The following is a 21,795-nucleotide window of genomic DNA, read 5'->3' as shown; positions in this document are numbered from 1 at the left end:
ATGTTCTAATATAAAGCTAACGGTGCTCGAAGAGTCAATCGAATTGGCGCGCTGTCGGATTCATGAGTTGAATCAAAGGGATTTCCAAATGGACGTGCAACGCAAACTGGAGATTCTGGCGGATGCCGCCAAATACGACGCATCCTGCGCCTCCAGCGGCACCGAGAAGCGGGATTCCAGCGACGGCAAGGGCATGGGCTCGACCGCGCCAGGCATGGGCATCTGCCATTCCTACGCGCCGGACGGACGCTGCATCTCCCTGCTCAAGGTGCTGCTGACCAACGCCTGCAATTACGATTGCCTCTATTGCGTCAACCGCGCGTCCTCGAACGTAGCACGCGCCCGCTTCACCATCGACGAATTGGTCAAGCTCACGCTCGACTTCTACCGGCGCAACTACATCGAGGGCCTGTTTCTCTCCTCCGGCATCATCCGCAGCCCCGACTACACGATGGAGCAAGTGGTGAGCGTCGCGCGCAAACTGCGCGAGGAGCATCACTTCCGCGGCTACATCCATCTCAAGACCATTCCCGAGGCCGACGACGCGCTGATCGCGGAGGCGGGCAAATATGCCGACCGCCTTTCGATCAACATCGAGATGCCTGAGGAGACGAGCCTGCAGCAATTCGCGCCGGAGAAGGACGTGCGCGCGATCCGCCGCACCATGGGCCGGCTGCGGCTGAAGCTGGACGAGGCCGAGGAGAACCGCACAACGAAAACAAAGGCCAAGCCGCAGCGCTTCGCGCCCGCAGGCCAAAGTACGCAGATGATCGTCGGCGCAGATAGCGCCTCCGATCACACCATTCTCCACACCAGCGCCAACCTTTACGGCGCCTACCGGCTGCGGCGCGTCTATTACTCCGCCTTCAGCCCGATCCCCGATGCCAGCCGCGCACTGCCCCTGCGCGCGCCGCCGCTGCTGCGCGAGCACCGGCTCTACCAGGCCGACTGGCTGATGCGGTTCTACGGCTTCGACGTCGGCGAGATCGTCGACGACAGCGCGATGCTGCCGCTCGACATCGATCCCAAGCTCGCCTGGGCGCTGCGCCACCGCGACCGCTTCCCGCTCGACGTCAACCGCGCCAGCCGTGAGGAACTGCTGCGCGTTCCGGGCTTCGGCACCAGGACGGTCGACCGCATCATCGCAACAAGGCGCACCACCACGATCCGCCTCGCCGATCTCGCGCGGCTGCATGTGCCACGCAACAAGGCGCTGCCGTTCATCGTCCTCAGCGATCACCGCCCCTCATCGCATCGTCTCGATTCCGCCGGGCTGATCGAACGGTTCAAGCCGAAGGCAACGCAACTGGGATTTGGCTTCTGATGCAGTACATCACCCTCGACACCGAAACCGATTTCGACGGCTGGCGCAATGCCGCGCGCAGCCTCGTGCTTCACCACGTGCCGCCCAGCGACGTCACCTGGACCGTGCAAGGCGGCGAAGCCGAGTTGTTCGCGTCCCCCGCGCCGTCTCCGATCCTCGAGGTGAACGACGGTACCTTCAACGTATCAGGCAAATTCGTCGAGCTCGCCAAGGCGGCGATCCTGCACCGCGACGGCGAGCGCTTTGCGATCCTCTATCGCTTGCTGTTCCGGCTGAAGGACAACCACGATCTCATCGAGGTCGCGACCGATCCTGATGTCGCGCGCGTCACTTCCATGGCGAAAGCGGTCTATCGCGACGAGCACAAGATGCATGCCTTCGTCCGCTTCCGCGAGATCGGCCGGGAACGCCAGGCGCATTACGTCGCCTGGTTCGAGCCGGAGCATCATATCGTCGAGCTCGCCGCGCCGTTCTTCGCCAAGCGCTTTGCCGACATGCCCTGGTCGATCCTGACCCCGGACCTCTGCGCGCATTGGGACGGCCATGCGCTCTCGTTCACGCCGGGCGTCAGCAAGAGCGAGGCGCCGGGCGAAGACCGTCTCGAGGAAACCTGGCGGCATTACTACGCCAGCATCTTCAATCCGGCCCGGCTCAAGGTGAAGGCGATGCAGGCCGAGATGCCGAAGAAATATTGGAGGAACCTGCCCGAGGCTTCGATCATTAAGCCCTTGATCGAGGACGCCGAACGCATGACCGGTGCCATGATCGCCAATGCCGCAACCGATCCGCATAAGCCTCAGAAGCGGCCGGAGGCTCCGATGAAACGCAAGCCAGCTGCCGACGATCTCGAAACGCTCCGCGAGGAGGCCGCGCATTGCCGCGCCTGCCATCTGTACAAGGACGCGACGCAGACCGTGTTCGGCGAAGGCCCGAAGAATGCCAACATCATGCTGGTCGGCGAGCAGCCCGGCGACAAGGAAGACCTCGCCGGTCACCCCTTCGTCGGCCCGGCCGGGCAGATGCTCGACCGCGCGCTGGAGGAGGCCGGCGTCGACCGCAAGAAGGTCTATGTCACCAACGCGGTGAAGCACTTCAAATTCGTGCCGCGCGGAAAGATCCGCCTGCACCAGAAGCCGAACACCCCGGAGATCCGGGCGTGCCGGCAATGGTATGAGCGGGAAGTTTCGGCAATCCAGCCCGATCTTATCGTGGCGATGGGCGCAACTGCCGCGCAGAGCGTGTTCGGCAAGATCACTCCCATCGGCAAGAACCGCGGCCGGTTGATCGATCTTCCCGACGGGCGCAAGGCGCTCGTGACGGTGCATCCGTCCTATCTGCTGCGGCTGCCCGATCCCGAAGCCAAGGTGCTGGAGTATCGACGCTTTGTCGAGGATCTGAAGATCGCCGCCGGCTTGCAGAAAAAGGCCGCACGCGCCGCCTAAGCACTGGCAGGACAACGGCATACTTGCAGGAAAACGGCTTTCGCGCCTCGGTTGTCATCCAGGCTTCAAATCCATCGCGGACAATGCCTTGACCTGAAAGTTAAGGGGCGTCCAGACATGACCGATGTTGCATTCGACCGCGCGGTAGCAGATCCCGCGCCCGTCCAGCCGGCCTCGCGGCCAAATCTCGACAAGGGCTTCAATCCGCTGACGATGATCCTGTTCTTCGGCATCCTCGCCGCGGGCCTGCTGTTCGTCGCTTACAGCATCTATGTCGACGTCAATGCCACCGGCGCGCGGGTCACGACCTACCTGCCCTACATCCTCCTGTTCGTCGCGCTCCTGATCGCGCTGGGCTTCGAATTCGTCAACGGCTTCCACGACACCGCCAATGCGGTGGCGACCGTGATCTACACCCATTCGCTGCCGGCCGAAGTCGCGGTGATGTGGTCGGGCTTCTTCAACTTCCTCGGCGTGCTCCTGTCCTCCGGCGCGGTCGCCTTCGGCATCGTCTCGCTGCTGCCGGTCGAGCTGATCCTCCAGGTCGGCTCCAGCGCCGGTTTTGCCATGGTGTTCGCGCTGCTGATCGCCGCCATCCTGTGGAATCTCGGCACCTGGTTTTTCGGCCTGCCCGCCTCCTCCTCGCATACGCTGATCGGCTCGATCATCGGCGTCGGCGTCGCCAACGCCGTCATGCGCGGCCGCGACGGCACCTCGGGCGTGGACTGGACCAAGGCGACCGAGATCGGCTACGCGCTGCTGCTGTCGCCCCTGTTCGGCTTCATCTGCGCCGCCACGCTGTTGCTCCTGCTCAAGTTCATCGTGCGCAACCCGGCGCTCTATTCCGCGCCGGAGGGCAACAAGGCGCCGCCGCTGTGGATCCGCGGCCTCTTGATCGCGACGTGCACCGGCGTCAGCTTCGCGCACGGCTCGAACGACGGCCAGAAGGGCATGGGCCTGATCATGCTGATCCTGATCGGCACCGTACCGACGGCCTACGCGCTCAACCGCGCGCTGCCGGAATCGCAGGTCGTCCAGTTCCAGAAGACCTCCGATGCCGCCGCCAAGGTGATCTCGGCGAAGGGCGCCGGCCACAGCATCATCGGCGATCCCCGCCCCGCCGTGACGCAGTACATCACGCTGCGCCACATCAACGAGGGCACCTATCCCTCGCTTGCCGTGCTGGTGAAGGACGTCGGCGACCAGGTCGCCAAATATGGCACGCTGAACAAGGTGCCCGCGGAAGCCGTCGGCAACACCCGCAACGACATGTACATGACCTCCGAAGCGATCCGCTTCCTGATGAAGGACAAGGAGAACGATCTCACCAAGGAGGAGATCGCGACGCTGAACGCCTACAAGGGATCGCTCGATGCCGCCACGAAGTTCATCCCGAACTGGGTGAAGATCGCGGTCGCCATCGCGCTCGGCCTCGGCACCATGATCGGATGGAAGCGCATCGTCATCACGGTCGGCGAGAAGATCGGCAAGAGCCATCTCACCTACGCGCAAGGAGCGTCCGCCGAGCTCGTGGCCGCCGCCACGATCGGCGCGGCCGACGTGTTCGGCCTTCCGGTCTCCACCACGCATGTGCTGTCGTCGGGCGTCGCCGGCACCATGGCGGCGAACGGTTCGGGCCTGCAATGGTCGACGATCCGCAACCTGCTGATGGCCTGGGTGCTGACGCTGCCCTGCGCGATCATGCTGTCGGCGACGCTCTATGTGATCTTCTCGCGGATGTTCTGAGAGCCTCTCCCTCTCCCCGTTTTTACGGGGAGAGAGCTGGGGTGAGGGGCTTCATCCGAGAAAATAGTGACAGATGGACTCGCGGAGAGTCCCCCTCACCCGGCGCTTCGCGCCGACCTCTCCCCGCAAGCGGGGCGAGGTGACGAAAAGCTACGACGCCGCGAGCTGCTCCTCGACCAGCTTCACCCAATAGGACGTGCCGTAGACGATCGCCTCGTCGTTGAAATTGTAGGCGGGGTGATGCAGGCCGGCGCTGTCGCCGTTGCCGCAGAAGATGAAGGCGCCGGGCCGCGCTTCCAGCATGTAGGCGAAATCCTCGCCGCCCATCAGCGGCGCCATCTCGTGCACATGGGACTCGCCCGCGACCTGCGTGGCGATGCGCCGTGCCACCTCGGTTTCCGCGGCATGGTTGTTCACGACGGGATAGTTGCGCTTGTAGTGCAGGTCGATCTTGGCGCCGGTGATCTGCGCCACGCCCGCCACGACCTCATGCACGCGCTTCTCGACCAGCTTGCGCACCTCCGGCGTCAGCGTACGGATGGTGCCTCTCAGCGTCGCGGTCTGCGGAATGACGTTGCGGGCGTTGCCGGCGTGGAACTCGCAGATCGAGATCACCGCCGATTCCAGGGGATCGACGCTGCGGGAGACGATCGACTGCAGGGCCGTGATTACCTGCGCGCCGACCAGCACGGAATCGACGCATTTGTGCGGACGCGCGGCGTGGCCGCCGAGGCCTTCGATCATAATGTCGACCTCGTCGGTCGCCGCCATGATGGGGCCTGGCCGGATCGCGAACGAGCCGACCGGGATGCCTGGGCCGTTGTGCATGCCGTAGACCTGCTCGATGCCGAAGCGCTCCATCAGGCCGTCCTTGACCATGGCCGCGCCGCCGGCGCCGCCCTCCTCGGCGGGCTGGAAGATCACCACGGCATCGCCGGCAAAATTGCGCGTCTCGGCGAGATAGCGGGCCGCCCCGAGCAGCATCGCGGTGTGGCCGTCATGACCGCAGGCGTGCATCTTGCCGGGTGTCTTGGAGGCGTAAGGCAGATTGGTCTGCTCCTCGACCGGCAGCGCGTCCATGTCGGCACGCATGCCGATCACCTTGAGCCCCTCGCCGGCCGGCTTGTTGCCCTTGATCACGCCGACAACGCCGGTCTGGCCGAGGCCGGTCACGACCTCATCGCAGCCGAACTCCCGCAGCCGGTCCGCAACGAATGCTGCGGTGCGGTGGACATCGTACAGCAGCTCGGGATGCTGATGGATGTCCCGCCGCCAAGCCTGGATATCGGGTTGAAGGTCGGCGACGCGGTTCACGATGGGCATGGAAGGTCTCGAGCTGGTTGGAAATACAGGACTGTCTACCATGCAAGCGTCGGTCCACCCAACCGCCGGCAATCGGGGTCTAGCCCTGTTCACCCGGCATGGCCGGGCTTGTCCCGATCGGCTGCGTCGGCCTATTAGACGAACGCAAAGAGACCATTCGGGTGGAAGCAGAATGCCGAGGCGGCTTGAAGGTGAGTTTGACTACATTGTCGTCGGAGCCGGTACGGCAGGCTGTATCATCGCGAACCGGCTGTCAGCTGATCGCAACAACCGCGTCCTCATCCTGGAAGCCGGCGGCGACGACAATTGGATCTGGTTCCACATTCCGGTCGGCTATCTCTTCGCCATCGGCAATCCGCGTTCGGACTGGATGTTCAAGACCGAGGCCGAGCCCGGCCTGAACGGCCGTTCGCTGGCCTATCCGCGCGGCAAGGTGATCGGCGGCTGCTCGGCGATCAACGCCATGATCTCGATGCGCGGACAGGCTGCCGACTACGATCACTGGCGCCAGCTTGGCCTGACCGGCTGGGGCTATGACGACGTGCTGCCGCTGTTCAAGCGCCTCGAGGACCACTTCCTTGGCGCCAGCGAGCATCACGGCGCCGGGGGCGGTTGGCGCATCGAGGCGCCGCGGCTGTCATGGGCTGTTCTCGATGCCGTCGGTGACGCGGCCGAGGAGATGGGCATCAAGCGCATCCCGGATTTCAACACCGGCGACAACGAAGGCACCAGCTATTTCCATGTCAACCAGAAGCGCGGCCGGCGCTGGTCGTCGGCGCGCGGCTTCCTCAAGCCCGCGCTCAACCGTCCGAACCTGCGGCTCGAGAAGCACGTGCTGGTCGACCGCCTCATCATCGAGCAGGGCCGCGCCGTCGGCGTGCGCTTCATCCAGAACGGCGAGATCATCGAGGCGCGCGCGAAGCGCGAGGTGGTGCTCTCGGCAGGCTCCATCGGCTCGGTGCAGGTGCTGCATCGCTCCGGCATCGGCCCTGCCGACTGGCTGTCGCCGCTCGGCATCGACATCGTCATGGACAAGCCCGGCGTCGGGCGCAATCTCCAAGACCATCTCCAGCAACGCGCGATCTACAAGGTCGAGGGCGTGCGCACGCTGAACGAGACCTATTACAATCTGTTCCGCCGCGGCCTGATGGGGCTCGACTACGCCTTCCGCCGCCGCGGTCCGCTGACCATGGCACCCTCGCAGCTCGGCATCTTCACGCGCTCCGATGCGACGCGCGCCCGCGCCAACATCCAGTTCCACGTGCAGCCGCTGTCGCTCGACAAGTTCGGCGATCCCCTGCATCGCTTCCCTGCGATCACCGTCAGTGCCTGCAATCTGCAGCCGACCTCGCGCGGCACCGTTCGGCTTCGTTCGGCAACGCCTGAGGAGAAGCCGATCATCGCGCCGAGCTACCTGTCGACGGACGACGACCGCCAGGTCGCCGCGGACGCCATCCGCACCACGCGCCGCCTGATGCGGCAGAAGGCGCTGGCAAAATACCGGCCCAGCGAATATCTGCCGGGGCCGACGGTCGGCGATGACGACGCCTCGCTGGCAAAGGCCGCCGGCGACATCGGCACCACCATTTTCCACCCCGTCGGCACCGCGAAGATGGGCACGGCAAACGACCCGATGGCGGTAGTGGATGAGCGCCTGCGCTTCTATGGCCTTGACGGCTTGCGCATCGTCGATGCCTCGATCATGCCGACGATTACGTCGGGCAACACCAACACGCCGACCGCGATGATCGCGGAGAAGGGTGCGACCATGATCCTGGAGGATGCGAAGTAGACGCTATCGTGTCCCGGACGCGCGCAGCGCGAAGCGGTGCGACGCTGAGCCGGGACCCATTGCGGCCCTGGGTCCCGGCTCTGCGGCGCAGCGCCAAGCGGCGCTGCGCCTTGTCCGGGACACGAGACTGCACTCACGAAATCGTCATCCCATCCGGGAATAAGTCCCTCCCTCCCCCGATCACCTCCCCGAAGCCCAATTCCGGGCGACGTGGAGAGGCGCGATGAGCGGAGACAATCACGGGGACGACGGCGTCAGCCGCCGCAAGGTGCTGGAATGCATGACCTGGGCCGGCACCGGGGTGCTCTGGACCGTCACGGGCGGCGTGCCGCGCTCGCTCGGCATCATCGATTCGGCGCAAGCTGCAACCGCGGCCGCGCCCGGCATGAGCTTCCTCCAGATCAGCGACAGCCATGTCGGCTTCGACAAGCCGGCCAACCCCAACGCGCTCGGCACGCTGGAAGAGGCCGTGAACAAGATCAACGCGATGCCTGCAAAGCCGTCGTTCATGATCCACACCGGCGACATCACGCATCTGTCGAAAGCCGCCGAGTTCGACAATGCCGAGCGCATCATCTCGCAGACCAAGCTCGACGTGCATTACGTGCCCGGCGAGCATGATTTCATCGATGAGGAGGTGAAGCTCTATCGCGAACGCTACGGCCGCGGCACCAAAGGTCACGGCTGGTACTCGTTCGACGCCGGCGGCGTGCACTTGATCGGCCTCGTCAACGTGGTCGACCTCAAGGCCGGGGGCCTGGGCAATCTCGGCGCCGAGCAGCTCGCCTGGCTCGAGGACGATCTGCGCGGCAAGTCGAAATCGACGCCGATCGTGCTGTTCGCGCACATCCCGCTCTGGACCGTCTATCCGCAATGGGGTTGGGGCACCGAGGACGGCGGCCGCGCGCTGGAATACGTCAAGGGCTTTGGCTCGGTCACCGTGCTGAACGGGCACATTCATCAGGTGATGCAGAAGGTCGAGGGCAACGTCACCTTCCACACCGCGCGCTCGACCGCCTTCCCGCAGCCGGCGCCGGGGGCCGCGCCCTCGCCCGGTCCGATGAAGGTCGAGGACGCAAGGCTGCGCTCCATGCTTGGGGTAGCCAGCATCAACTTCAAGCAGAACGAGCAGCGGCTCGCGATCATCGACACGCCGCTGCAGGGCTAAGGCTGAACGGAAGCTGACAATGAAGACTCTCAATCGCCGCGACTTCGGTGTCGACCTCGGTCTCGCTTTGGCCGCCGCCATCCTGTTGCCCGCAACAAAAGCCCGCGCCGACGACCTGGACGTGCACATCGACAATTTCGTGTTCCAGCCGGCCGAGCTCAAGATCAAGGTCGGCACCACCGTGACCTGGACCAACCGGGACGATATCCCGCACACCATCGTCTCTGCCGGCAAGTTCAGGTCCAAGACCCTTGATACCGACGACAAGTTCTCCTTCACCTTCACCAATGCGGGCGACTACAAGTATTTTTGTTCGCTGCACCCGCACATGACGGGGATGATCAAGGTTGAGTAACGTCTTCAACCAAGGCATCAACGTCGTGCCCGGCCGGTGGTCCCACGCCGGCCGGGCGCATGCGCCCGCGGTCAAGGCAAAAGAAGAACCAGAGGCAAAGCGAGGAGCGATGCCCGCCACCGACGATGTGCAGAACGCACAGCGCTTCCGCGAGGCAGCGCTGCCCTATCTCGACGACGTCTACACGCTCGCACGCTACCTGCTGCGCGATGCCTCTGACGCCGAGGACGCGGTGCAGGAGTGCTATCTGCGCGCGCTGAAGCATTTCGACAGCTACCGGGGGCCTGCGATGAAGCCCTGGCTGTTCGCGATCCTGCGCAACGTCTGCAACGCCGAATATGTGCGTCGCGCGAACCGGCCCAGCGCGATCGAGGATACGCTAGGTGCCGCCGAGCAGACGCCGCTCTGGCGGGAGACCGAGGCGAGCCCCGAGACTGAAGTACTGCGGAGCCGCGATGCCGGCGCAATCCGCAAGCTGATCGACGCGCTCGCCGAGCCGTTCAAGGAAACCTTCGTCCTGCGTGAGATCAACAACCTGTCCTATCGTGAAATCGCCGAGGCCGTCGGCGTCCCCGTCGGCACCGTGATGTCCCGCCTCGCCCGCGCCCGCGCCCTGCTGCGCGCGGCCTGGACGGAAGAGGAGCAAGCGAAATGACCTGCGACGAAGCAAGGATCCTGCTTCACGCGCTGCTCGACAACGAGCTCGATGCCGGCCACGCGCGCGAGGTCGAGGCCCATATCGCGAGCTGCCCGGCCTGCGCCGCGGAGTTCGCGGCGCAGCGCGAGATGCAGCGCGTGCTCGCAGGTACCAATTTGCGCTACACCGCGCCGGCAAGCCTGCGCGCTCGCATCGAAGCCTCGTTGCCTGAGCCGCAGCGCCAGCAGCCGAGCCGCCGCGCCGTGCTGCGCGGATTTGCGATGGGCTCGGCCGTCTCCGCGCTCGCCGCCACCGGAATCGTCGCGGTGGTGCTGCGCCAGGATGACCAGCAGCGCATTCTGTCTGAGGTCGTCTCCGCGCATCTGCGCTCGCTCCAGGCCGGCCATCTCACCGACGTGGTCTCGACCGACCAGCACACCGTCAAGCCCTGGTTCAACGGCAAGCTCGACGTCGCACCACCGGTGATCGACCTCACCGCGCAAGGTTTTACGCTGGTCGGCGGCCGGCTCGACTATATCGACGCCCGCGCCATCGGCGCCGTGGTCTACCGGCGCCGGCAACACGTGATCAATCTGTTCGTGTCGCAAACTTCGAGCACCGAGCATCGGCCGCCGAAGACCCAGACCATGCAGGGCTTCAACTGCCGCCGCTGGGGCGGCCGCGGCCTGAACTTCTGGGCCGTCAGCGATCTCGGCGCCGACGAACTTGCCGAATTCGTCGACAAGTTCGAGGCGGCAATGAAGGCGAACGTGGAGGGGTAGATTGGGCCAGCATCATTGCGAGGAGCGAAGCGACGAAGCAATACAGGCTGCCTCCGCGGAAGACAGCCTGGATTGCTTCGCTTCGCTCGCAAAGACGAATGCCGAGATGGCTCGGCAAAGAGATCAGGCCGACCTTCGCACCGCGTTGTCCACCAGCGTCTTGCCGAGCGACCAGATCGCGCCGGGGACCTTGTGGCTGCCGGCGATGACGTCGTCGAAGGCGCGCTCGATCCAGGTGCAGTCTTCCTCGGTGATGGTGAGCGGCGGCAGCAGCTTGATGGTGTGGCTGCCGTGGCCGGCGACTTGCGTCAGGATCTTGTGATCCTTGAACAGCGGCACGGTGATGAGCTGGCAGAACAGGCCCTTGTTGGCGGTCTCCAGCACGTTCCAGGAGGCCCGCAGGCGCAGCGACTTCGGCGGGCCGAACTCGACGCCGATCATCAGGCCCTTGCCGCGGACTTCCTTGAGCAGCTCGTAGCCCGGCACCATGCGCGTCAGCGCGAGGCGCAGCTCGGCGCCGCGCTTGGCGGCCGCATCGATCAGCTTCTCCGATTCCATGACGTCGAGCGTGGCGACGCCCGCGGCCATCGCAAGGTCGTTCTTGGAGAAGGTGGAGCCGTGCACCACCGCGCGGTCCATCTGGTTGAAGATCTTGTCGAAGATGCTCTTGCGCGTCAGCACGGCGCCGACCGGCACGTGGCCGCCCGACAGCGACTTCGACAGCAGCACCATGTCGGGCTCGACGTTCCAGTGCTCGACCGCGAGGAAGCGGCCGGTGCGGCCCATGCCGGTCTGGATCTCGTCGGCGACGAACAGCGTGCCGTATTTCTTGCAGAGCGCGGCCGCCCCGGGCAGGAACTCGTCGGTGGGCATGTTGACGCCCTTGCCCTGGATCGGCTCGACGACGAAGGCCGCGACCTCGCGCGAGGCCAGCGCCTTTTCCAGCGCGGCCAGGTCGTTGAACGGGATCGGGGTGCAGCCCGGCAGCAGCGGCTCGAAGCCGGTGCGGAAATTGGCGTCGCCGGTCAGCGACAGCGCGCCGTAGGTCAACCCGTGATAGCCGTGCGCGCAATAGACGATGCCGGGACGCCCCGTCGCGCCGCGCGCGAACTTGATCGCAGCCTCGACGCATTCCGCGCCGGAATTGGCGAAGAACGCCTTGTCGAGATAGGGAACGTATTTCAGGAGGCGCTCGGCCAGCACACCGGCGAGCGTCGAGACGTCGAATTGGACGAGGTTGGGCAGGTCGGCATCGAGCACGCTCTTGAGCGCCTCGCGCATGACGGGATGATTGCGCCCGATCGCAAACACGCCAAAGCCGGACAACAGGTCGAGATAGCGCGCGCCTTCGCGGTCGTAGAGGTACTGCCCCTGCCCCTTCTGGAAGCCGACATCGTAGCCGATGGTCTTGAGCACCCGAACGAACTGCTCGTTCAGATACCGGTTATGCAGGGTGCTGCGCTGGGCCTGACGGTCCGCGAATAGCTGAGACATGTCTGGATTTGGGCTGTGCATCCGCTACATACTTCGGTTGAGGGCCGTCTCGTCAACTGAAAACGGACCGTTACTGAAAACGGTCTGTGCGGCCTTTTGCCCTTTTTCGGACCATCTTCGCAAGCACAGCTTTAGACCATGTTGCACTGCCAAGGAACACACATGCGTTTGGCCCTTTACACCGGACTAATACTGGCTGGCGGTTACGCCGGCCTGACGCCCGCGCTCGGCGCGGATCCGACCGGCGACTGGCGGGTCGCCGACGGCGTTGCCAACATTCGCGTCGCCCAATGCTACGGCAGCATGTGGGGCGCGGTTTCCTGGGAAAAACAGCCTGGCGGGCGCGACGAGAACAATCCGGATGCCTCGAAAAAGAACAGGCCGACGCTCGGCATGGCAACCCTGATCGACATGAAGAAGAAGCCCGGCGTCGATCAGTGGGAAGGACAGGTCTACAACGCCAAGGACGGTCAGCTCTACAGCGCGACGATCACGCCGGCCGGCCCCGACCAGCTCGAGATCAAGGGCTGCGTCATGGGCTTCCTCTGCGGCGGCGAAACCTGGACCCGGGTCGGCCCGCCGATCCCTTCCAGCCCTGCCAACGCCATGGCCAAGGGCGCGGCGAAATCCAGCGGCACTGCGCCGAAGCCGCAAGCGGGGCAAGGGGCCCAGGCAGCCCAAGCCACGGGCGGCACCACCACGCCTGCGCCCGCAGCTCCCAAGGCCGCCGGCGCAGCCAAGCCCGGTCAGAAGGGCGCCGCCGACCCCGTCGGCGACATCTGCCTACTCCCTGAGATTGCGGGGTTTGCCCATTAGGGCCGGCTGGAACAGCAGCACGGCGGCGAGCGTCGTCACCAGCGAGAGGGCCAGCAGCTTGCCCATGCTGGACGTGCCGGGATGGCTCGACAGCCACAGGCTGCCGAACGCGGTCGCCGTCGTCAGCGCGCTGAAAAAGATCGCGCGCGTCAGGCTGGTCTGGAGCAGGTTTGTCCTGCCCGAGCGCCAGGCCACGACATAATAGATCTTGAAGGCGACGCCGACGCCGAGCAGCAGCGGAAACGCGACGATGTTGGCGAAGTTCAGCGGCAGGCCGATCAACACGCAGATCTCGAGCGTCACCGCACCGGCAACCAGAAGCGGCACCAGCGTCATCAGCACGTCGACGAAGCGGCGGAGCGTGATCCACAGCAGGAGCCCGATCACCAGCAGTGCATAGATGCCGGCGTGGATGAACGCCTTCACCACGGTGTCGCCGGATTTCAGGATCGAGACCGGCCCGCCGATCGCAGTCGGCTCGGCCTGGAGCACCGCCGCTGCGAATTTGCGCAGCGTATCGTTGTCGTTGGGATCACCCTTGGGCAGCGCCTCGACGCGGATCACACCGTCCTTGCTCTTCCAGGCGCTGACGAGATCGGGCGGCAGCGAGCTCAGGGTGACGGGACCTGCCTGCATCGCGTTCCTGAGCTGGTCGAACACGATCTTCAATGGCGCGACGAACACGTCCTGCGCCTTGTTGCGCGTGGCCTCGTCGCCATTGGCGAGTTTTTCGAGCGCGTTGGCAAGACGGCGCGAGGCGACAGCGCCCGGGCCCTTCGCCTCGCCCGCCGTGCGGCGCAGATTGTCGACCGAGGATTTCAGCGCTTCGACATTCTCCTGGTCCGTCGGCGCGGCGTCGATCTGATCGGGGTTGAGCGCGGGATTCAGCACCTTGGCGCCCTGCGCGAGCAGCTTCAGCTTCGGCGGCTGGTCCTGCGGCACGAAGCTGTCGAGCGACATCACCCTGAGCACCTCGGGCACCTTCTCCAGCTTCGCCTCGACCTGCCTCGCCTGCTCTTCCGACGTCGTCATCACGTTGACGGCATTGGCGCCGGTGTTCGGATCCTTGCGCAAATCGAGGAAGGTGGCGATCGACTCGGCGTGCGGATTGCGCAGGTTCATCGGGTTGAAGTCGAACTTCATGAAGTAGAGCAGCGGCAGGCCGCCGAGCGCGAGCAGCAGAGTGCCGCCGACGATCAGCACCCGATGCTTCTCCAGGAAATGGTCGAGCGGCGCGAGGAAGGCGTAGCCGACTGGCTCCGGCTCGCCCGGCGGGTTCAGCAGCTTCAGCATGGCTGGCAGAACGGTAATCGACGAGATGAACGCCACCAGCATGCCGACGCCGGCGATCTGGCCGAGCTCGGCGATGCCCTTGTAGTCGGTCGGCATGAAGCAGAGGAAACCGGCAGCCGTCGCCATCGCCGCCAGCGACAGCGGCACCGCCGAGCGCTTGGCGGCCAGCACCAGCGCACCCGCGAGATCGTCGTGCTTGTAGCGCTCCGAGCGGTAGCGGACGCTGTACTGGATGCCGAAATCGACGCCGAGGCCGACGAACAGCACAGCGAACGCGATCGACAGCAGATTGAACGATCCGACCATCATCAGGCCGGCCGCGGTCGTGATCGCGAGGCCGACGAACAGATTGACGAACACGGCGAAGATGATCTTCGACGAATGCAGCGCGAGCCACAGGATGACCAGCACGACGAGAACCGTGCCGACGCCGTTGACGACCGCGCCCTCCTGAACGGTGGCGTATTCCTCGTTGGCGATCGGCACAGGGCCGGTCAGCCGCACCCGCGCCTGGTATTTGCCAGTAAAATCCAGATCCGCAGCGGCCTTGCGGATCGCGTCGGTGGCATCCTTGCCGGGCTCCAGCGCGTTGTAGTCGAGAATCGGCTTGAACTCGATGAAGGTGCGCTTGTCCGAATCCTTGAGCGGCTCGTCGCTGACGAGCTCGCGCCATGAGAAGCTGGCGTTGCCCTTGTTGAGCACGGTCTCGACCGTCTGCGCGATCAGGTTGAAGGGCCGCTCGGTGCTGTCGAGCTTGACCTGGCCGCGCTTGACGCCGGCAAGCCCGGTCTCCAGCGCGCCGGTCAGGCCGCGGATCGAGGGATCGCCGGCCATGATCTCGATCAGGGGCGCTGCGGATTCGAACTGGCTCGTGATCTTGCCGACCTCTTCGGTCGGCAGGAACAACAGGCCGTTCTTTTCGAAGAACTCGCCGCTGCCCAGCTGTTGCAGCGACTGGAAGTTGGTCTTGTCGTCCTTCAGCCTGGCATAGAGCGCGTCTGCCGCTGCGCTCGCCATTTCAGGAGTCCGCGCCTCGACCACGGCAAGGATCGTTTCATTCTGGTCGAACGCCTTGTCGAATTGCTGGTCACGCTTGCGCCAGTCGAGATTCTGGGAAATGAGCGAGTTGATGTCGGTGTTGATGGCGAAGTGACGCGCAGCGTAATAGCCCGCCCCCACCGACAGCAGGAGCCCGAGAACGACGACGAGGGAGGCAAACCGGGTGCAGGCCCTGACGATGGCAACGACGACGCTTTGCAGCACTTCTTTTCTTTCTGCGGTTATCAGCTTGCCGGAAACGCCCGCTGTTTATCGGAGTTCCCGGGCGAAACCTATTGCTGTTTTGGGTGGTTCTCGCCGCCCGAAGGTTCGAGGGTAAACGGCGGGGTCCGTGGCAAAATCATGCGGGCCGCCGGTATAGCCGGGGAGTTGAGGCGGGAAAGTGACGAAGGACTACGCAGGAATGTCGCGCACGTGGGCACATTGGATGCCCTATTATAATACCTCAGAAACCCTCTTCTGCGGTTCCACCTTCCCCTCCCGCCGATTTTTTGACACAAAGTACTGCGCCTCCATGCGCCGGAGCCCCGACAGGGGTGGGTAGTTACCGCAGGCGCGAACCAATGGTGCGGATATTGCAACCCATTGGTCAGTATCGGAGTGCCGCTTGGGGACTCACGGGGCGGATGGGTGCAACTTGCGTGATGGGCGTTCCATGGAAGTTTATCTGGCGCAACCGCGCGGCTTCTGCGCGGGCGTGGTGCGTGCAATCGAGATCGTGGAACGGGCGCTGGAGAAGTACGGCCCGCCGGTCTACGTGCGCCATGAGATCGTGCATAACAAATACGTCGTCGAGAGCCTGAAGAACAAAGGCGCCATCTTCGTCGAGGAACTCTCCGAGGTTCCGCCGAAGGCGGTAACGGTGTTCAGCGCCCATGGCGTGGCCCGCAGCGTCGAGGAAGAGGCCGCCGCGCGCGACCTTCCGGTGCTCAATGCCACCTGCCCGCTGGTCACGAAAGTTCACAATCAGGGGAAGCGCTACATCGGCAAGGGCCGCACCCTGATCCTGATCGGCCATGCCGGCCACCCCGAGGTCGAGGGCACGATGGGCCAGGTCCCGGGGCCGGTGCAGCTTGTCCAAAGGGTTGAAGAGGTTAAGGCGCTGACCCTGCCGGCGGATACGCCAGTGGCCTACATCACCCAGACCACCCTGTCGGTCGACGACACCAAGGACATCATCGCCGCCCTTCAAGCCCGCTTTACAGACATTCAAGGTCCGGATATCCGGGATATCTGCTATGCGACACAGAACCGCCAATCTGCGGTAAGGGACTTGAGCAAGCTGGTCGACGTGATCTTGGTGGTGGGCGCTGCCAACAGCTCGAACTCGAACCGGCTCCGCGAAATCGGCACTGAGGCCGGCGTCGCGAGTTATTTGATTGCCGACGGCAGCGAGCTCAATCCGGAGTGGTTGAAGGATGCCAGGACCGTCGGCGTCACGGCCGGCGCTTCGGCGCCCGAGGTACTCGTGGATGACGTGATCGAAGCGATGCGGCGGATCGGACCGGTGAAGGTCTCGGTGTTGCCGGGCCGCGAGGAAAACATCGAATTCCGGCTTCCGGCCCAATTGGCCGCGAGCTGACCCACCCGAATTGAAAAGCCCAGAAAGAAACCTGTAATGGCTATCCCGTTCTTCAAGGAAATGCGTATCGGCGGCTATTTGCTCAAGCAGAAACTGCTTGGCCGCAAGCGCTATCCGCTCGTGCTGATGCTGGAGCCGCTGTTCCGCTGCAACCTCGCCTGCGTCGGCTGCGGCAAGATCGATTATCCCGATGCGATCCTCAACCGCCGCATGACGGCGCAGGAGTGCTGGGACGCGGCCGACGAATGCGGCGCGCCGATGGTCGCCATTCCCGGCGGCGAGCCGCTGATCCACAAGGAGATCGGCGAGATCGTGCGCGGCCTCGTGGCGCGCAAGAAGTTCGTCTCGCTCTGCACCAACGCGCTGCTGCTGGAGAAGAAGCTCGATCTGTTCGAGCCCTCGCCCTATCTGTTCTTCTCGGTACATCTCGACGGCCTGCGTGACCACCACGACAAGGCGGTCTCGCAGAAGGGCGTGTTCGACCGCGCGGTGTCGGCGATCAAGGCGGCCAAGGCGCGCGGCTTCACCGTCAACGTCAACGCCACCATCTTCGACGGCCATCCGGCCGAGGAGATCGCCAAATTCCTCGACCTCACCACCGAGCTCGGTGTCGGCGTCTCGATGTCCCCGGGGTACGCCTATGAGCGCGCCCCGGACCAGGAGCACTTCCTCAACCGCACCAAGACCAAGAAGCTGTTCCGCGACGTCTTTGCGATGGGCAAGGGCAAGAAGTGGAATTTCATGCATTCCGGCCTGTTCCTGGACTTCCTCGCCGGCAACCAGGAATACGAGTGCACGCCGTGGGGCATGCCCGCGCGCAACATCTTCGGCTGGCAGAAGCCCTGCTATTTGCTCGGTGAAGGCTACGCGAAGACCTTCAAGGAGCTGATGGAGACCACCGACTGGGATTCCTACGGCACCGGCAAGTACGAGAAGTGTGCCGACTGCATGGCCCATTGCGGCTACGAGCCGACGGCCGCGACCGCAGCCCTCAACAACCCGCTGAAGGCGATGTGGGTGGCGCTGCGCGGCGTGCGGACCAGTGGCCCGATGGCGCCGGAGATCGACCTCTCCAAGCAGCGCCCGGCGCAGTACATCTTCTCCGAGCAGGTCCAGAAGAAGCTGTCGGAGATCCGCAAGGACGAAGCCGCCGCCGCGCAGGCCAAGGCCGCGCAGAAGGCTTCGACGGCGGCGTAAAACGCCGCACGATCAGACCTCACGACGAAAGCCCGGCCGCCAGCGCGACCGGGCTTTTTTCTTTGGGCAGGGTCCGTGCGGCTTGGAGGCACGCTATCAGCCCCAGCGTCATTGCGAGCGCAGCGAAGCAATCCAGAATCTTTCCGCGGAGACAGTTCTGGATTGCTTCGCTGCGCTCGCAATGACGGAGAGTGCGGCAGCAGCTTGCTCTTGCCATTCGCGCTGTCCATCGCAGACACACCTTCGCATTCCCGCGGTGCGTTCGCCCGGGCTATGCGTCTCGTTCGCGTCCCTTTGAAGACCAGAGGGCGCAGGGAAGACCGGGCGCCGGCGGCACCCGCAATCCGTGCGCAACAAAAATGCACACGGGGTGGATCACAGGTGTTGCCGATCGCCCGGCCTTCCCTGCGCGGTTGGTTTTAACGGTGTCCTTCGTGCTCTCCTCGGGGAGCGTTGCACTATTGCCCCCGTCGTCGTCGCGGCTGATCGATGTGCACACCCGGTCGGGCCGCCGCATCACCGCAAGACTTGACGCCAGAACCCCGGGCGTCGGGACCACACGACTTCTCCGTCCGCGGACGGCCCTTCAGGAAGCATCGGGGGCTCGCGTGTGCTCGCCCCAGAGATCCAGCCTGGCCGCTTTGACGGCGCCGTGTCGTACGCGTCGCGCATGACTCACGGATGCCCGCCCTGTCATCGCCTTTCGCGCCGGCGCTGCCGCGTCCACCGCACCCCGACCCGCATCTCGTGACGATCGCGAAGCGCCCCTCTGGCAGGACCGGGATGAGCGTCCTATGCCACAAATCCGAAATTCGGGAAAGTGGAATATTTTTGCAGGAAGGGATTGACGAGGTCCGCGCTGTTTTGCCCGACGGGCATTTTGACCAGCCGCGTTGAGCTCCTGCGAGCCTATCGCTGTCGTTGCGTGCTGAGTGGAAGGACGCCACTCGCCCGCGACGGGGATCGGGCAGCTCAAAACAAAAGGCCCGGTCAGACGACCGGGCTGTTTTGTCTTGCCAACTCGAAGAACCCGCTCACGCCGCCTTCGACACCAACTCCTCGCTCTCGATCAGCTCCGTCCCGATCAGATAATCGCGGCAGCCACGCAAAGACCGCAGCGCGCGGTTGAAGTCGATGCCGGTCGAGACCAGGGCATGCAGCGTCGCCGGATTGCGCACGATGCCGCGCAGCACGGCGGCGAGGTCGATCTGGCCGTTCGGCTTGATCGCGGCGCGGGCGAGCGCCGGCAGCGCGCGGTGGGCGGGGTCGCTGATGACGCGGACCGCGGCGAAAGGCAGCCCGGCCTCGGCGGCGTAGGCGGCGGCGATGTGGCTTTCCATGTCGACGGCGGCGGCCCCGGTCTCGGAGTGCAGCGCTGCCTTGCAGGACCGCTTCGTGACCACTTCCTCGGCCCCGGCGAGGCTGCCGCGCACGACGCGGCGGCGGCCGGAGGTCAGGCGCTCGATCAGGTCGTCACCGAGCGACAAGCCGGCAGCCCAGCGGGCGTCGCCGGAGAGCACTTCGGTCGCCAGCACGACGTCGCCAGAGCGCAAGCTCGGATCGAGCCCGCCGGCCACGCCGAACGAGATCACGCCGCGAATCGTCTCTGGGTCCACCACCGTCAGAAGCGCCCGCAACTGGGTCGGGCTGCTGGATGAACAAATGACCGCCATGCCAGGCCCGGCCGCAATGCGGGCCTCCTGCACCAGTCCAGTCACGATCAGTATCGGCCGCGGGTCGATGGCATTACCCGCGGTAACAAAGTCCCCCGTCCCCAAAGTCACATTCCGACCCCTACCACCCTGCTGTTGGTGTTCCGCAAGTTCCGATACCGCGCCAATGCCCACAGCGGAAAGAACTTTGGGTAACCATGATAACGTAGATAGAACACGCGGGGGAAGCCTGTGGCGGTGTACCGCTGCTCGTCCCACAGTCCTTTTTCGTTCTGTGTTGCAATCAGGTACTCCACCCCGCGGGCGACGGCCGGGTGATCAACCTCGCCTGCCGCCATCAGGGCAAGCAAGGCCCATGCCGTTTGCGAGGCGGTCGAGGGGGCGGCCTCCCAGCCCTTGTAGTCGAGCCGGTAGCTCACGGCGTCCTCGCCCCAGCCGCCGTCGTCGTTCTGGATCGAGGCCAGCCAGGCGGCCGCCTTGCGGATCATGGGGTCCTTGTGGTCGACGCCGGCCATGTTGAGGGCACACAGCACCGACCAGGTTCCATAGATGAAGTTCATGCCCCAGCGGCCGTACCAGGACCCCTCGGGGTGCTGGGTCTTCCGCAGGTACGCGACGCCGGCGGCGACGTGCTTGCTGGTCTTTGCGGTCTCGCCGAGTTGGGCCAGCATCGAGATGCAGCGCGCGGTGACGTCCTCGGTCGGCGGATCGAGCAGCGCGCCATGGTCCGAGAACGGGATGTTGTTCAGGTAATATTCGAGGTTGTTGACGTCGAAGGCGGCCCAGCCGCCGTCGTCGCTCTGCATGCCCTCGATCCACTCCCGGCCGCGGGCGATCGCCTCGTCATAGCCGGCCGCACCGTGCTCCCGGCGCATGCGGTCCATCGACATCACGACCACGGCCGTGTCGTCGAGATCGGGGTAGTGGGCATTGTTGTACTGGAAGGCCCAGCCGCCCGGGCGGACGTCGGGCCGCTTCACCGCCCAGTCGCCCTTTACCGCGAGCTCCTGCCTCGGGATCAGCCAGTCGAGGCCCTGCTTCGCCGCCGGCACCGCCTTGTCGCCGCCGGCTTCCAGCAGCGCGTGCGCGGTCAGCGTCGTGTCCCAGACCGGCGAGACGCAAGGCTGGCAATAGGCCTCGTCGCCCTTGATCACGAGCAGCTTGTCGATGCCCCGGCGCGTGATCGCGCGCGGCGGGAAGTTCTCGTCCTTGCCGAGCGCGTCGTACATCATGACGATGTTGGCCATGGGCGGATAGATCGCGCCCATGCCGTCCTCGCCGTTGAGCCGCTCCTCGGTGAAGGCGAGCGCGGCGTCGATCGCGCGCTTGCGCAGGCTCTTGGGAAACAGCGGCTCGATCACGCGCAGGATCGCGTCCAGCGAACGAAACAACAGAAACCAGGCCATGCTCTGATGCGGCGCCTTGGCGGTCATGCCGATCGAGCGCGGGTCCTGCAGGAACAATTCGTCGATGCCGACGCCCTTCGGATTCCTCGCGCGCGGCTTCAGCGCGGCGATCACCATCAGCGGCACCATGGTGGTGCGCGCCCAGTAGGAAATCTTGTTGAGGTGGAACGGCGACCAGAACGGCAGCAGCACGATCTCGATCGGCAGCACCGGCACCGCGCGCCAGGTCACGACGCCGAAGGTCGCGAGCAGGAAGCGGGTAAAGACGTTGCTGTTGATCGCGCCGCCGCGGGCGTGGATCGCCTCGCGCGCACGCACCATGTGCGGCGCGTCGACGGAGTCGCCGATCATCTTCAGCGCGAAGTACGCCTTCACGCTGGCGCTCATGTCGAACTCGCCGTCATGCACCAGCGGCCAGCCGCCATGAGCGCCTTGAACGCGGCGCAGGTAGTTGCCGATCTTGGCCTCGAGCACGGTGTCGACCGGCTCGGCGAGATAGTGGCGCAGCAGGATGTACTCGGCCGGAATCGTGCAGTCGGCCTCGAGCTCGAACACCCAATGGCCGTCGGATTGCTGGAAGCCGAGGACGCCCTGGGTCGCCGACGCAATGCTCGATTCCAAAGCTTCGCGGCTGGTCGCGGTCACGGAATCCATGTCGCTCGATTGCTCCGATAGTCGATTGAAAGTTGACCGGGACATTTGCCCG

The 21,795-nt window shown here is 64.9% G+C and carries 16 protein-coding genes; 11 read left to right on the top strand and 5 right to left on the bottom strand.

Going from position 1 to position 21,795, the window contains the following annotated elements; genetic code table 11:
- The first annotated feature begins 88 nt into the window (after window positions 1–88).
- From N2602_RS13015 to N2602_RS13005, 3 genes are all read left to right on the top strand, one after another.
- Window positions 89–1,324 carry a putative DNA modification/repair radical SAM protein gene (locus N2602_RS13015; protein WP_260382879.1) on the top strand — a complete coding sequence of 412 codons (1,236 nt, stop codon included), beginning with the start codon at window positions 89–91 and terminating at the stop codon, window positions 1,322–1,324.
- Window positions 1,324–2,766: a UdgX family uracil-DNA binding protein gene (locus tag N2602_RS13010; RefSeq protein WP_260382878.1), complete on the top strand. Its 1,443-nt coding sequence runs from the start codon at window positions 1,324–1,326 to the stop codon at window positions 2,764–2,766. The genes N2602_RS13015 and N2602_RS13010 overlap by 1 nt, the downstream gene beginning before the upstream one ends.
- Window positions 2,767–2,883: 117 nt before the next feature.
- Entirely contained in the window at window positions 2,884–4,512 is a 1,629-nt protein-coding gene (locus N2602_RS13005; protein WP_260382877.1) for an inorganic phosphate transporter, read from the top strand.
- Between the two features lie 150 nt (window positions 4,513–4,662).
- On the opposite strand, the gene N2602_RS13000 is transcribed toward N2602_RS13005, so the two are convergent.
- On the bottom strand, window positions 4,663–5,835 hold the full coding sequence (locus N2602_RS13000; RefSeq protein ID WP_172784138.1) for a M20 aminoacylase family protein: 1,173 nt from the start codon (window positions 5,833–5,835) through the stop codon (window positions 4,663–4,665).
- 172 nt (window positions 5,836–6,007) lie between these two features.
- On the opposite strand from N2602_RS13000, the gene N2602_RS12995 reads away from it, so the two are divergent.
- From N2602_RS12995 to N2602_RS12975, 5 genes are all read left to right on the top strand, one after another.
- Entirely contained in the window at window positions 6,008–7,627 is a 1,620-nt protein-coding gene (locus N2602_RS12995) for a GMC family oxidoreductase (protein WP_260382876.1), read from the top strand.
- A gap of 223 nt (window positions 7,628–7,850) precedes the next feature.
- Window positions 7,851–8,795, top strand: a complete 945-nt coding sequence (locus tag N2602_RS12990; RefSeq protein ID WP_260382875.1) for a metallophosphoesterase — start codon at window positions 7,851–7,853, stop codon at window positions 8,793–8,795.
- A gap of 19 nt (window positions 8,796–8,814) precedes the next feature.
- Window positions 8,815–9,150, top strand: coding sequence for a cupredoxin family copper-binding protein (locus N2602_RS12985; RefSeq protein WP_260382874.1), 336 nt, complete (start codon window positions 8,815–8,817; stop codon window positions 9,148–9,150).
- A 109-nt stretch (window positions 9,151–9,259) separates the two neighbouring features.
- Window positions 9,260–9,805: a sigma-70 family RNA polymerase sigma factor gene (locus N2602_RS12980; protein ID WP_260382873.1), complete on the top strand. Its 546-nt coding sequence runs from the start codon at window positions 9,260–9,262 to the stop codon at window positions 9,803–9,805.
- Window positions 9,802–10,569: an anti-sigma factor gene (locus N2602_RS12975; protein WP_260382872.1), complete on the top strand. Its 768-nt coding sequence runs from the start codon at window positions 9,802–9,804 to the stop codon at window positions 10,567–10,569. Before N2602_RS12980 ends, N2602_RS12975 begins: the two co-directional genes overlap by 4 nt.
- Before the next feature lie 123 nt (window positions 10,570–10,692).
- Here N2602_RS12975 and hpnO read toward each other — a convergent pair whose 3' ends face one another.
- Window positions 10,693–12,084 (bottom strand): aminobacteriohopanetriol synthase HpnO, encoded by a 1,392-nt coding sequence (hpnO, locus tag N2602_RS12970; RefSeq protein ID WP_260382871.1) that lies wholly within the window; start codon window positions 12,082–12,084, stop codon window positions 10,693–10,695.
- Between the two features lie 141 nt (window positions 12,085–12,225).
- On the opposite strand from hpnO, the gene N2602_RS12965 reads away from it, so the two are divergent.
- Complete coding sequence (locus N2602_RS12965) at window positions 12,226–12,879, top strand: DUF2147 domain-containing protein (RefSeq protein ID WP_212259694.1); 654 nt, start codon at window positions 12,226–12,228, stop codon at window positions 12,877–12,879.
- Here N2602_RS12965 and N2602_RS12960 read toward each other — a convergent pair.
- Complete coding sequence (locus N2602_RS12960; protein WP_260382870.1) at window positions 12,847–15,435, bottom strand: MMPL family transporter; 2,589 nt, start codon at window positions 15,433–15,435, stop codon at window positions 12,847–12,849. The genes N2602_RS12965 and N2602_RS12960 overlap by 33 nt on opposite strands.
- 451 nt (window positions 15,436–15,886) lie before the next feature.
- Between N2602_RS12960 and ispH the strand changes: the two genes are divergently transcribed.
- Together ispH and hpnH are read left to right on the top strand one after the other, a co-directional pair.
- Window positions 15,887–16,813 carry a 4-hydroxy-3-methylbut-2-enyl diphosphate reductase gene (gene ispH / locus N2602_RS12955; protein ID WP_260382869.1) on the top strand — a complete coding sequence of 309 codons (927 nt, stop codon included), beginning with the start codon at window positions 15,887–15,889 and terminating at the stop codon, window positions 16,811–16,813.
- 36 nt (window positions 16,814–16,849) lie between these two features.
- Complete coding sequence (gene hpnH, locus N2602_RS12950; RefSeq protein ID WP_036006086.1) at window positions 16,850–18,010, top strand: adenosyl-hopene transferase HpnH; 1,161 nt, start codon at window positions 16,850–16,852, stop codon at window positions 18,008–18,010.
- A gap of 1,034 nt (window positions 18,011–19,044) precedes the next feature.
- Here the strand turns inward: hpnH and N2602_RS12945 are convergent.
- Window positions 19,045–19,794 (bottom strand): phosphorylase, encoded by a 750-nt coding sequence (locus N2602_RS12945; protein ID WP_212259700.1) that lies wholly within the window; start codon window positions 19,792–19,794, stop codon window positions 19,045–19,047.
- Window positions 19,791–21,743, bottom strand: a complete 1,953-nt coding sequence (gene shc, locus N2602_RS12940; RefSeq protein ID WP_260382868.1) for a squalene--hopene cyclase — start codon at window positions 21,741–21,743, stop codon at window positions 19,791–19,793. The genes N2602_RS12945 and shc overlap by 4 nt, the downstream gene beginning before the upstream one ends.
- Window positions 21,744–21,795 lie beyond the last annotated feature (52 nt).

This window comes from Bradyrhizobium sp. NC92 (genome assembly GCF_025200865.1).
Classification (GTDB): Bacteria; Pseudomonadota; Alphaproteobacteria; order Rhizobiales; family Xanthobacteraceae; genus Bradyrhizobium.
This window is presented reverse-complemented; position numbering and strand designations above follow the sequence as displayed.

Bases quoted from the DNA above. Each gene is read 5' to 3' on its own strand.
- N2602_RS13000 (WP_172784138.1), bottom strand. From the start codon at position 5,835: ATGCCCATCGTGAACCGCGTCGCCGACCTTCAACCCGATATCCAGGCT.
- ispH (WP_260382869.1), top strand. From the start codon at position 15,887: ATGGAAGTTTATCTGGCGCAACCGCGCGGCTTCTGCGCGGGCGTGGTG.
- N2602_RS13015 (WP_260382879.1), top strand. From the start codon at position 89: ATGGACGTGCAACGCAAACTGGAGATTCTGGCGGATGCCGCCAAATAC.
- hpnH (WP_036006086.1), top strand. From the start codon at position 16,850: ATGGCTATCCCGTTCTTCAAGGAAATGCGTATCGGCGGCTATTTGCTC.
- N2602_RS12975 (WP_260382872.1), top strand. From the start codon at position 9,802: ATGACCTGCGACGAAGCAAGGATCCTGCTTCACGCGCTGCTCGACAAC.
- N2602_RS13010 (WP_260382878.1), top strand. From the start codon at position 1,324: ATGCAGTACATCACCCTCGACACCGAAACCGATTTCGACGGCTGGCGC.
- N2602_RS13005 (WP_260382877.1), top strand. From the start codon at position 2,884: ATGACCGATGTTGCATTCGACCGCGCGGTAGCAGATCCCGCGCCCGTC.
- N2602_RS12965 (WP_212259694.1), top strand. From the start codon at position 12,226: ATGCGTTTGGCCCTTTACACCGGACTAATACTGGCTGGCGGTTACGCC.
- N2602_RS12985 (WP_260382874.1), top strand. From the start codon at position 8,815: ATGAAGACTCTCAATCGCCGCGACTTCGGTGTCGACCTCGGTCTCGCT.
- shc (WP_260382868.1), bottom strand. From the start codon at position 21,743: ATGGATTCCGTGACCGCGACCAGCCGCGAAGCTTTGGAATCGAGCATT.
- N2602_RS12980 (WP_260382873.1), top strand. From the start codon at position 9,260: ATGCCCGCCACCGACGATGTGCAGAACGCACAGCGCTTCCGCGAGGCA.
- hpnO (WP_260382871.1), bottom strand. From the start codon at position 12,084: ATGCACAGCCCAAATCCAGACATGTCTCAGCTATTCGCGGACCGTCAG.
- N2602_RS12995 (WP_260382876.1), top strand. From the start codon at position 6,008: ATGCCGAGGCGGCTTGAAGGTGAGTTTGACTACATTGTCGTCGGAGCC.
- N2602_RS12990 (WP_260382875.1), top strand. From the start codon at position 7,851: ATGAGCGGAGACAATCACGGGGACGACGGCGTCAGCCGCCGCAAGGTG.